Here is a 12,337-nt window from a genome sequence, read left to right as displayed (position 1 = left end):
TATGACGATCTCAATCAAATCACTACGTAAAGTCTACAACCCTGATTCTGAATTTCCGGTACATGCTATCCATAACCTAAATCTGACCATAGAGCAGGGTGAATTTGTCGCTATCATGGGGCCATCAGGTTCTGGAAAAACGACGTTGCTCAATATGTTAGGGGGAATCGATACACCTACATCGGGACAAGTGTTTATTGATGGTACTGATATCTGCGGACTGTCGGAAAAAGAGTTAATCGGTTTTCGACGAGATAATATTGGATTTATTTTTCAGGACTACAGTTTACTTCCTGTGCTGACGGCATTGGAAAATGTGGAATTCGTCATGCAGCTACAAGGAAGAAAGCAGCATGAGTGCCAACAGCGAGCGGAGCAGTTGTTACAACAGGTAGGACTTATCGATCAGATCAATAAGGTGCCGCCAAAGTTATCCGGTGGTCAGCAACAGCGTGTTGCGGTAGCACGCGCTTTAGCGCCGAATCCACGTTTTGTTATGGCCGATGAACCTACGGCTAACCTTGATGCTCAAAGTACCGCTGAACTGCTCGACATAATGCAACAGCTCAACGAACAAGAGGGGACAACCTTTATCTTTTCTACGCACGATCCCAGAGTGATCAAACGCGCTCGCAGGGTGATAGTGTTTGAAGACGGACGACTAAAATCCGATCAACAGCAAGTGCCTCAACTGGATACAGTGGTGTAGTTTTGTTGGAGATCAGAGTGCCAAGCGTCATCTTTAAAGCGAGCGTTATTGGTTTAATCTCGTGCCCAATTATGGCTCAGATCCCCGGTATGGCTGCGCAAAAAAATTATGACTTCGGTGGCTATATTAAATATATGGCGAGTGCAAATCTGGTCGAGAGTGACAAGGACTATTATGATCATCTGATCCATCAGCGGCTTAACTTTGAATATCGTTTTGAACAGGGTTTCAGAGTGAATCTCTCGATGCGTAACAGATTGTTATGGGGAGACAGCGTTGAACTCCCCGCTTACCGCTCCATTATTGGTTCAGACACAGGATACTGGGACTTAACCACCAATTGGTTGGAGGGAGGTTCAGTGATTGGGACTAGCCAGTTTGACCGAGCGTATGTTCAGTGGAGCGACACCGACTGGCAGTTAAGGGCAGGGCGAGCACGCATCAATTGGTCAATGAACATGATTTGGAACCCCAATGATGTGTTTAATGCATATTCCATTTATGACTTTGACTACGAAGAGCGAGGTGGAACTGACGCCGTTAGTGTGACTCGGAAACTTAATTTTGCCAGTAGCGTCGATTTGGTTTTTAGCCCAAATGAGAGCCGCGATTTAACCAGTTATGCTGCCCGTTATCTATACAACTATCGAGGCTGGGATATGCAGGTTATCGGTGGTAAATCCTACCTCGACCGAGTTCTTGGTGGTGGTATTGCGGGAGATCTTTTTGGCGCGGGATTACGCGCTGAAATGAGCAGATTTGAGCCGACAAAGGACCGTTGGAATGACGTAGTTCTTACCTCGAACACCGTTGCTAGCATCGAGTCTGATTACAGCTTTGCTTCCCAACGCAACTGGGTGGGACGCCTTGCCTACCTTTATATTAGTGAACCTCAGTCAGCGGAATCTGCGGCTAAATACCTAAAGCTTCCCCTCAGTGCCAAAACATTAAGTTTTACCCAAAACACTTACTATGCTGATTTGGGATTTGATATCAGCCCGTTATGGCGTGCCACGTTTTCTACGGTTTATTACCAAGATCACTCCTATTATTTGGCCATCAACAGTCAGTATTCAGTTAGCGACAATGTTCAGCTTATTGGGGTGATTCAGATGTTTGATGGCCGCAAGGACAGCTTGTTTGGCGAGACACCCGCGACTTTGCTGTTTGGCCAAGTAAAATGGAGTTTTTAGTGCTGTTTAACAGAGTGACATTGATATATCGGGATGTGAGGGGATTAATGGTATTTTGTCACATGATTCGCCCATAGAGGCGAATACCACAAGGAGGAAAAATAATGATTAACAAAGTGGGCAATACAGAAATCAAGCTTAAGCATAAAGCTAGCTGTCACTGTGGCAGTGTAGTGCTTGAACTGACCTTACCGAATGGTATAGAAAATCCACGCCGCTGTGACTGTTCGATATGCCGTCGTAAGGGAGCAATTGTTGGCTCAGTTGACCTAAGTGGTATTCGCATTGTGGAAGGAGAAGATGTTCTTAAACTCTATCAGTTCAATACCAAAACAGCGAAACACTACTTTTGTTCAAACTGTGGTATTTACACCCACCATCAACGTCGTTCCAACCCCAATGAATATGGGTTTAACATTGGTTGTCTGGAAGGGGTGAACCCTTTCGACTTAGGGGATGTAGTCACTAATGACGGCGTTAATCATCCTGCCGACAAACTTAAAGATTAAAGGAAAACATGAAATCAAAACAGGTAGTGGAAGCCTTTTGGGATGCGATGAAAAGCAACGATTTTTCTCAAGTTGGTCAATGGCTAAGTGATGACTTTATATGCTTGTGGCCTCAATCAGGTGAACAAATTGTCGGGAGAGACAATTTTATCGCCATTAACTCATCTTATCCTGCTCATGGTCGTTGGCTATTCGATATTCATTCGATAGTCTGCGATGGTGATACCGTAGTCACCGATGTCTCTGTGACCGATGGTGTCCAGAAAGCACGCGCTATTACGTTTCATACGGTTGAAAATGGTCTGATTCGTCATCAAAAAGAGTTTTGGCCAGACCCAATGCAAGCTCAATCATGGCGCTCTCAATGGGTAGAATTAGTGGTTGAATAAGTTATCAGGGCAGGTGAGGTGTCCGATCCGCGATGCTGATAAATGTAGATGACTTCAACTCGAAATAAAAAAGCGGGCTGCCAAGTTTTCCCCCGATAAACTTAGCAGCCCGCAAAACTAACTGGCTAAAGTTAGCGAGCGAGTAGTTGATGTTTAGGTAGCAGTACCTTTATTTTCTTGATTTTGTTATCTCTTGTGAACAGATGTTCACTGAGTGTTGAACTCAGTACTAGTCCATCGATCTGCTCGCTGCTGCCATCGGTGAAGCAGCATGTGATGCTGGCACTCTCAGACAACTGATAGATAAAGGGTACTTGGCAGTAGGTAAATGCCAACTGATTGGCTTCAACTTTATAGCTACAGCGTTCACCTAAAACACTCAGACAGTTAAATTGACTATCTTGGGATAAAAACTCCTGTTCAGATAGCAGTGATGGATTGATGCCGATTTGTCCATCTTTCACTTCGATTCCCAGTTCAGTGAATCGGGTAATTACCTCTTCTTTTACCTGTCCGGTCATACCCGGCTGTTGGGCTCCCGCTTGTTTTGGCGTGTGTGAATACGGGTCGGTAGGAAAAGCCCCGTAATTATCGGGTGTCTTGTTGAACCCGATCCCAGCGCGAACTTTGTAGTAGTAGTCAGCCAGCTTAGTTGTCTCCGTGCTGGTTGGGTCTAAGTCGCGTGCCGCTAGATAGTTTTCCTGTACGGCTAGAAGCAACTTGGAAACCATATGCCAGTAGATACAGCCAAGACCTTCATAACCGAACATGGTTCCTGAGCGTCCGGTAAACGCTTTGTGGTTGAACACTTGTTCGTATAAGGCATGAATCGATTCGATAGCTTCGTCAGTTAACTGTTTGTACTCATCACGGTCTAGCGCTGATAACGCCGATGAAAGGTAATCTGCGTTTTCGAAAGCAGGATTAAAATGAACACATCCCATCGCATCTTGATTGATGATTCGGTTATCTCCTGCTTCTAACATGGCAGAAAGAAGCGGAGATTGGGCAATGAGTTCACTCGCTATTTGGTTCTTATCGACAAAACTTGGTAGCTCACGGTCAGGGTAGAGCATAAAGCTCTGTTGATCTTCACGGAACATTTCACTCGCAAATAGGTTGTCGAGTAGAGTGACTGCTTGGCGAGGTGTCAGTACGCCCGAGCTCAGTGCGGCTACCTGACCTTCTAACATCGGGTAGAGTTGTTCGATATTGAGGCTCTCACCTGAGTAGGTAACGATATTGTAAGCGTTGTACAGACCGTCCTGACGCAAGTTATTGCTGATGCTGGAATCAAGCACATCCAAGCTGGTCGCCAGCATTTGCTTAATGGCAGACAGTTCAACTTGCGTTTTTCCTGAGAAGCCTTTCATGCGGTAGACGCGATTACGGTATAGTTCGAATGCCTTTTCCAACTGAGTCAGAATTGCCTTGCGAGTTTGGCGAGTGACCGTCTCTTGGCGAATTTCTTTGTTCGCATCTTGCAGTACCTTGTGGATAGACAGCATCCAGTCAAAGACCTCTTTCGAGATAGAAATAGTGTCTGGGGCATTATTCAATAACTCTAGGGCGAACGAGACATAGCGACGCATGTAATAGAGCGTGACCATGGATAAACCGTTACCGACGATTGCGTTATTGGCGTCGTTCCATTCTGGACGTTGGGTATTCAACCAAATGCCGCCATCTAGGACCAAGTTACTCAGTTTTGAAAGCAGTGGAACGAGAATTTTCTCTGTTAGGTTGACCATGTAAACCTGATTTCCGCCTTCTACCAATAGGCGACCATCGCTGCCTAATTCCTCGACACGTTGTTCGATTTCCTGTTGCAATTGCTGGTCAAAGGCAACGGTGTCTTTAGGGTTGGCAAACAGCTGTTCAACAGAGCACAGTTTGTAAGGTACGTTTGCGTAGCTGTAGATATCGTTGGTGAGTTGCTGAGTTAACTCTTCACCTTGATACTGCTTAGCTAATTCTAAGAACTTGAGTAAGTAGATGATCTGGTGATCACCCCAGTAACCAATATTGCTCCAAGGATCGTCAGGTTCTAGCAGTTCCCAGTCGATTCCATCTTTGGTAATACGGTAAGGGTTGTAGCCATCTATGGTTGATGCATTGACAAACTTAGCGATGAAAGATTGGATAAAACCAGGGTAGCTTAGTGCAATGGCTTCCCAGTTCTGGAATATGTCTCGCCAGTTGCCTTGGTAAGAGAGCAGACGCTCACCGTTTTCATCTTTGAGTTTGATTTCGTAGTGGTTCCACGGACGGCTTGGGTCACCATGACGACGGCCAAAAGTGAGCGGTAAGTATTCATAGCTAAGGCGCACTAACTGTGGGTCTTGGCTATGGTTTGCTGCTTTGATTAGCTCTGCGTGGGTGAAAGTGTCTGGCAGATCCGCAAAGAATGCGCGGTGTTTATCCGCGACATTTTTATTGGCGTTACGCAGGGTTTTTATCACGTCAGATTTATCTAGATGGTAGTTGTTTTCAATCACACCACCACGCATGTTATTAAAGAGCACATTAGCGTAGTGATGAACGCTGGTGTTCTCTTGATTGGTTAGCTGCCATGCGTCTGCCCCTGACATCAGCTTGATCAAGTCGTTTTGGTTGTCGGCGATGGTTTGCTCTACGTTGAGGCGAAGTTCAGCGGGTTTGCTAAGCAGTTGCGTCAGCTCACAAATCTCTTTATGGCTTTTGTCGATGTCAGCAACAATTAGCCAGCCTTGGGATTCTCCGCTAGCAAGCGATACGGTTTTGTGAATCAAATAGCTACCGCGAACCCCCTTGGTGAGTGGTTCGCTGTTCATTGGCAGACCTCGGCGGAAGGCACCGAGTTGCTCACTGCTTAGCAGCAGTTGGTGTTCCCCTTGTTCAACCGCAAAAACCGCTGTTGCAAGTAGGGACTCCGCAGGCTCTGCGCGATCAGAGAGCTTGGCATACATGGTGTAAAGTGCCAGTGACGAAGAGTCAACCTGTTCGTTCCACTTATAGGCGTCGACAAGCGCACTGCGTGTTTGTAGAGCCGCTAGTGGCGCGCCAGATGGTAGTAAGTTCTGGATACCATCTACCACTTCAAGGTGACATTCTTGTGCGCTCAAGTTTGTGAACTGACAGTGGCGAACAAAACCATAGCGTTCGCTCGTTTTCCAACTGTAGCTAAATTTAAGCTGGAGAGTGTGGTTGATTTCTTCAAAGACAAGTTTGTCCCCAACCGTATTCTTATAGAGATTTCGTTCAGTATGATAAAGACCATTGTGATGCAGGTTGAACGGTTCCCAAAGTACCACACCGTCGTCTTTTTGAACTCGGACTATGGTTTTAGAACCGGTATTGTCGGCACTCTCATGAATATGATCGACAGAACGATAAGGAAATAGGGCGTTTTCTGGTCGAATACGACCTGCCGACAAGCTGCCTGTTGATGAGATAAACAGCCAATGGTCGCTGGCGGATACAACGCTGATGAAAAATGGTTTCATCTGATCTACGTTGCTAATTTTGTAGAATCGTTCGCCTTCTAAATCGACGAACTCTCCTGCAACAGGTAACTGTGATTGGTACTCAAAAGTCATAATATTGTTCCTTGCTATCACATTTCGCCAGATTTTAGGCAAAGTAAGCCCTAGCTAGGTTGACAGAGAGATTTTCTCTGTCAGCCCAGAGCGAAATATGTATTTGAATTTATTTACTAATTACAAGTGATGGCAGCGCGCATAATGGTCTTCACCCACCTTGGTCGGCTCGGGAACAGACTGAGTGCATACCGCGCTGGCTTTAAGACAGCGACTCGCAAACGGACAACCGACACTGCTTGGTCTCCAAAGCGGAATTTCACCTTTTTTCGCGGTCAACTCACGTTTGCCTGCGTTGCCTACTTCAGGTACGGCAGAAAGGAGCAACTGAGAGTAGGGGTGCTGTGGATTTTGCGTCACGCTGTCACTGTTACCCCATTCCACCATGTGACCGACGTACATAACGGCAGTCTTCTCAGCAAAGTAGCGAGCTGTGGCGATATCGTGGGTGATGTACATGAAAGAGATGCCATGTTTATCTTTGAGATCTGACATCAGGTTGAGGATCCCAAGGCGAACCGACACATCCAGCATTGAAATGGGTTCATCAGCCAGAATCACGTCAGGGTCCACTGCAATCGCACGAGCGATAGCGACACGTTGACGTTGACCACCACTTAATTCGTGTGGGAACTTTTCGGCGGTCTCTTTCACAGGTGACAGACCAACCAGTTCCAGTAGCTCATACACCAATTGTGGAATCGCTTCTTTATCAGCTCGGTTATGAATCATTAGTGGTCGAGCGATATGGTGATAAATGGTATGAACAGGGTTTAAAGATCCAAATGGGTCTTGGAATATCATTTGTACCTGACGCGCATATTCCAATTCACCGTGTTGCTTGATGTATTCACCGAGTTCTTGTCCCTTAAACTCAACCTGTCCATCGGTTTTGTCATAGATGCGAGTCAGTACTCGAGCTCCGGTACTTTTACCTGAACCAGATTCGCCAACAATAGCCAATGCTTCACCTTTGCGTAACTCAAATGACACATCGTTGACGGCACGCATAAGATTGCTCTTCGCTGACTGACCAAGAGGGAAGTCCTTGACGAGATTTTTAACTGAGAGAATGACCTCAGGATTTATTGTGTTGTCCATCTTTCTCTCCTGTTATACAAGGTGGCATGAGACTAAATTGCCATTCTCAACGTGTGTGAGTGTTGGCTCTGCTTGTTTGCACTGAGCAAAACAGACGTTGCAGCGTTCCTGAAAATTACAGCCTTGTGGGATCTGCAATAAATTCACTGGGTTTCCAGGTATTCCGTACAAACGCTCTTTCGGTCCGTGAATGGTTGGGAACGAAGAGATCAGCCCTTTGGTATATGGGTGTTGCGGATCACCGAATACTTTCTGCGCCTCGCCAAGTTCGATGAGATTGCCCGCATACATCACACCAATACGATCGGCAATCTCACCCATCAAGCTCAAATCGTGACTGATGAACAGGATCGAGAATCCAAACTTGCTTTTCAGCTCATACAGTTCATTCAGGATTTCTCGTTCAACGACCACATCGAGCGCCGTAGTAGGTTCATCCATAATGATTAGCTTTGGTTCAAGTGCTAAGGCGACCGCGATGACGACACGTTGGCGCATACCGCCACTTAACTGGTGGGGAAAACTCGCCATACGGTCAGCATGGATGCCAACGATATTAAGCAATTCGACCGCACGTTCGTAAGCTTGCTTGTAGGGAATTTTTCGATGAGCGAGGATCACGTCAGTCAACTGCTCACCAATGGTAATGACCGGGTTCAGTGAATTCATGGCACTTTGAAAGACCACTGAGACATCGTTCCAGCGGAAATTACGCAACTGGCGGTCATTCATTTTCAACACGTCCTGACCGTTGTAGATGATCTCACCTTCAGAAATTAGTGCAGGCGCTTTATGTAGGCGAGAGATGGCAAATGCCAGTGTGCTTTTACCACAACCCGATTCACCCGCAATGCCCAATGTCTCGCCTGGTGCGATGGACAGGCTAACGTTATTGACCGCGCGCGCTACGCCGTTAGGAGAAACATAGTCTACGCATAGGTTATTGATTTCTAGTAACTTACTCATCTTAGACCTCGGCGTTTATCTGCTTCTTTTTTCAGTTTGTGCCACAACTTCATGTGTGGGCCAGTACGTAGTTTCGGGTTACTCACTTGGTCAATAGACATGTTAATGAGTGCCAGAGCACCACCAGTGATCGCGAGAGCCATAGCCGGTACCAGCATCTCCCACCATGCACCAGTGTAAAGTGCCGAAGAGGTTTGAGCCCAGTACAGCATCGAGCCCCAGCTGACTTCAGTTGCATCACCTAAACCAAGAATACCGAGTCCAGCCTCTGAACCCATAGCGTAGATAACTGTCCCTAAGAAGCCACCGAACACAATCGAAACAAGGTTAGGTAAGATCTCAACTAGGATGATGCGTATCTTTGACTCGCCCATCACTTCAGCAGAGATGATGAACTCCTTGTTGCGAATCGCCATGGTTTGAGAACGTATTACCCGCGCACCCCAGGGCCAGGAGGTTATCCCGAGGAGTATGGTGATCACCAGCGACCCAACCTGTCCCAAAAAGGCGGCGAGCACGATTAGCAGTGGTAACTGCGGAAAGACCAGAAAAACGTTAGTCAGGAAGTTAAGACGATCATCAATTTTTCCGCCAAAGTAACCTGAAGAGACACCAATGATGACCGCAAGGCTCATGGCAATGATACCTGCGGATATGGCGACAGTAAGTGACTTACGCGCTCCGTAAAGCACCTGACTATATACATCACGCCCGCTACGAGTCGTGCCTAGTACATGTTCTGCATTCGGCGCAACGTGAGGTCTTGCAACACGCTTTTCTGGGTTATGAGTTGCAAGTACAGGGGCAAACAACGCACCGGCCAGTACGATAGTAAGTAATAGGCCTCCGATAATCGCTGGTGGGTTACCGTAAAAGAACGCATAGAGTTTGCTAAGAGATTTTTTTACTCGTTGCCACGAGAACTTTGATTCACGTTGGGTCAAAGCATGGGCAGAAGACGAGGTTGTGTTAATGAGTTTGTCCATGATGCACCTTAATTCGAAATACGTGGATCGAGCCAAACGTAAAGCAGGTCGGCAATGAAGTTAGCTGTCAAAACAGCAGAGACTAAAATCAGAAGAATGGCTTGGATCAGTGGGTAGTCACGAGCCACAATGCCTTTAAGTAGGATGTTGCCTAATCCTTGGTAGTTAAACACTACTTCGGTCATGATCGAGCCAGCAAATGAGAAACCTATCGCCATTGCAATCGCTGTTGCGACAGGGAGAATCGCGTTTCGACCGGCATAGCGAGACATCACACGATAGCTACTCAGTCCTTTCGCTTCTGCCATGGTGACGTAATCTTCGCCCAACACGTTAATCATGGCGTTACGCATGTTAAAGACCCAAGTCGAGATACCAACAATCACCATGGAGCCAACAGGCAGTACAGCGTGCTTAGCTACGCTTGAGATAAACTCCCAGTTAAACGCAGGATCCAGTGACGGGTCGTAGGTGTAGGCGAGCGGCAGCATCTCGAGCTTCAGACCGAAGAAATAGAACAACAGCAGCGCAGTTACTATGTATGGGAAGTTACTGATAAATGCCAGTACCGGTGGTACTACCTGACCGAAAAATCCTTCGCGGCGGTATGAGGCATATGTACCTATGCTGACACCGATGATGAGTGCCACAATCAGTGAACCCAGTGCCAGAAACATAGTCCAAGGTAGGGCGTTGGCGATCACTTCAGAAACACTGACAGGGAACATCAGCACAGAAGGGCCAAGATCGAGGGTAAATACACTCTTTATGTAGGCGATGTACTGTTCGAAGATATTGCCATCAACGAAGCCATACATTTCACGAACTGCGTCCATTTGAGCCGGGTCCATTCGACCTTGAGCCGCAGCAAAAAGTGCGTCTACAGGGTCTCCAGGCATCAGTCGAGGCAACATAAAGTTGAAAGATATCGCAATAAGAAATGCGGTAAAATAAAAGCCAAATCGGCGAACTAAAAACGACATAACGAACCTTTTTAATCAAGGAGCCCAAAGCGAGTTGGGCTCCGTATAGTTGCTAGAGAGAAAGATTATTTAAGGTGTAGGTTGTTTAGAATGATCACGCGCTTACCGCCGTCGTACCATACTGGCTGTACGTATGGGTCCTTTTCATTCGGCCAGCCAACGACTTTCTTGGTGCTGTACTGGAACCAAGTTGGGTTCGAGAACAGTGGAATGAATGGCATGTTTTGCGCTGTAAACTCTTGCAGCTCAGAGATAACGGCTTCTTGCTCTTGCGCGTTGCCGATCTTGCCAAAGCTATCGATAAGGTTGTCGATTTCTGGCGAGTTGACGCCGTGGCCTGCATGCCAAGTCTTACCAATGCGAGATGTTGAGAAGTACTCTTGGTAAGCAAGAATTGGGTTCGTCGCGACCATCGACCAGTTGATCGACATGGTATAGTTGCTTTCTTTAAGGTTCTTATCGTAAACCGCCCAGTCAACTGTTTTGACATTCGCTTTAATGCCTACTTCCTCGAAGTACTCAGTGACCATCTGGACAACTTGAATCCAGTCTGTCCAGCCGTTGACGACTTCAATATCGAAAGAAATATTTGAACCATCGGCATTATCACGGTAACCGTCGCCGTTCTTATCCACTAAACCCGCTTCATCAAGTAGTGATTTCGCTTTCTCTGCATCGTATTGAGTCAGGTAACCGTATTTTTGGTTCACGCTTTGATCGATGTGAGTTTTGTATAGCTCCGCGATACCGCCTGGATTGTAGTTTGCCGTCGGGTAACCATAGGCTGCGATATCAACGATAGCTTCACGATCGAGAGCCATAGACAGAGCTTGTCGCACACGAAGGTCATCGAAAGGCTTCTGTTTGGTGTTCACATATAGGTGAATGGCATCGTTTGCTGGGTACCAGAAATGGTTGTTTGCCTTGTCTTGAGCAACGAAAGTCGACTCAACATCGGCAATAAAGTTTGAACCCCAGTCGATTTCGCCTTTGATCAGTGCAGGCTGTATCTGTGAGTTATCGTTGTATGAACGGAAGTTAACACAATCTAAGTAAGGTCTACCTTCAAGGTAGTAATTTGGGTTGCGGCACAACTCCATCTGTTGAGGTTTTAGGTATTTCACCACTGTCATTGGACCGCTACCCACTGGGTTTGGGTTAGTGAAAGTGGTGAGGTCATTCACTTTTGACCAAACATGCTTAGGTACAATGTGGTAGCGCTCTAGATTCCAAGCAAAGGTAGAGTCCGCTTTCTCTAATTGGAAGACGACGGTGGTTTCGTCTGTCGACGTAATAGTCTGTAGATTTTTGCCTGACCAAATGCCTTTTTGGTCAAATGCTGGTGCTTCTTTTGTCAGCATAAAACTGTACACAACATCTTCCGCAGTCAGTGGAGTACCATCCGACCATTTCAAGCCAGGCTTGAGTTTTAACGTGATGGTTTTTAGGTCGTCTGAATAGGCATAAGATTCTGCAAGACGGAAGTCTGTTTCACCCGTCATGTTGTTAAAGACCATTAGTGGTTCAAACATGATGCCGTGGTATAGGTCTTTCGTTGTGTAAGGGTTGAAGTTCTCAACAAAGCCTGTGTTGATAATTGGCACCGTTAAGGTACCACCTTGCTTGATGTCTTCCGCTTGAGCGGCTGTAGAAAGCAGCATACCAGCAGCAATGGTCGCGAGCAGAGTTTTCTTATGCATCACATTGTCCTTATTTAATTATTAAGTTTTGATTCATCCCCGGAAGCACTTACAAAAGAAAGCGCTTTCTTTTGTGTGTTTTAGTCTTATCGATAGCAGAGTTCAAACTTTTGTCTTCAAAACAGACCTTAGATCACAGAACCAGACTCACATTTCGATTCATTGATATTGAGTGGGTTCGTTGTGTAAATTGTTGTTTTATAAGTTTTTATTTTCCAATTTG

General features: G+C 46.3%; 10 protein-coding genes. 4 read left to right on the top strand and 6 right to left on the bottom strand.

Annotated elements, in window-relative coordinates:
- The first annotated feature begins 1 nt into the window (after position 1).
- From ACQEXP_RS01335 to ACQEXP_RS01320, 4 genes are all read left to right on the top strand, one after another.
- On the top strand, positions 2-709 hold the full coding sequence (locus tag ACQEXP_RS01335; RefSeq protein ID WP_426967673.1) for an ABC transporter ATP-binding protein: 708 nt from the start codon (positions 2-4) through the stop codon (positions 707-709).
- A gap of 71 nt (positions 710-780) precedes the next feature.
- Complete coding sequence (locus tag ACQEXP_RS01330; RefSeq protein WP_426968025.1) at positions 781-1,902, top strand: hypothetical protein; 1,122 nt, start codon at positions 781-783, stop codon at positions 1,900-1,902.
- 104 nt (positions 1,903-2,006) lie between these two features.
- Entirely contained in the window at positions 2,007-2,411 is a 405-nt protein-coding gene (locus ACQEXP_RS01325) for a GFA family protein (RefSeq protein ID WP_426967671.1), read from the top strand.
- An 8-nt stretch (positions 2,412-2,419) separates the two neighbouring features.
- Entirely contained in the window at positions 2,420-2,800 is a 381-nt protein-coding gene (locus ACQEXP_RS01320; RefSeq protein WP_269376908.1) for a nuclear transport factor 2 family protein, read from the top strand.
- A gap of 131 nt (positions 2,801-2,931) precedes the next feature.
- On the opposite strand, the gene ACQEXP_RS01315 is transcribed toward ACQEXP_RS01320, so the two are convergent.
- The 6 genes from ACQEXP_RS01315 to ACQEXP_RS01290 all read right to left on the bottom strand — a co-directional run bounded on the left by ACQEXP_RS01315 (position 2,932) and on the right by ACQEXP_RS01290 (position 12,114).
- Entirely contained in the window at positions 2,932-6,378 is a 3,447-nt protein-coding gene (locus ACQEXP_RS01315; RefSeq protein WP_426967669.1) for a hypothetical protein, read from the bottom strand.
- A 120-nt stretch (positions 6,379-6,498) separates the two neighbouring features.
- Positions 6,499-7,479, bottom strand: coding sequence for an ABC transporter ATP-binding protein (locus ACQEXP_RS01310; protein WP_426967668.1), 981 nt, complete (start codon positions 7,477-7,479; stop codon positions 6,499-6,501).
- Between the two features lie 12 nt (positions 7,480-7,491).
- Positions 7,492-8,445: an ABC transporter ATP-binding protein gene (locus tag ACQEXP_RS01305; protein WP_331418416.1), complete on the bottom strand. Its 954-nt coding sequence runs from the start codon at positions 8,443-8,445 to the stop codon at positions 7,492-7,494.
- Positions 8,442-9,431 carry an ABC transporter permease gene (locus ACQEXP_RS01300; RefSeq protein ID WP_426967667.1) on the bottom strand — a complete coding sequence of 330 codons (990 nt, stop codon included), beginning with the start codon at positions 9,429-9,431 and terminating at the stop codon, positions 8,442-8,444. The genes ACQEXP_RS01305 and ACQEXP_RS01300 overlap by 4 nt, the downstream gene beginning before the upstream one ends.
- An 8-nt stretch (positions 9,432-9,439) precedes the next feature.
- A complete protein-coding gene (locus tag ACQEXP_RS01295) occupies positions 9,440-10,414 on the bottom strand; it encodes an ABC transporter permease (protein ID WP_269376903.1) in 975 nt (324 codons plus the stop codon).
- 65 nt (positions 10,415-10,479) lie between these two features.
- A complete protein-coding gene (locus ACQEXP_RS01290) occupies positions 10,480-12,114 on the bottom strand; it encodes an ABC transporter substrate-binding protein (RefSeq protein WP_269376902.1) in 1,635 nt (544 codons plus the stop codon).
- Between the last annotated feature and the right edge of the window lie 223 nt (positions 12,115-12,337).

Source organism: Vibrio sp. TRT 1302, assembly GCF_050113875.1.
Taxonomy (GTDB): domain Bacteria; phylum Pseudomonadota; class Gammaproteobacteria; order Enterobacterales; family Vibrionaceae; genus Vibrio.
This window is presented reverse-complemented; position numbering and strand designations above follow the sequence as displayed.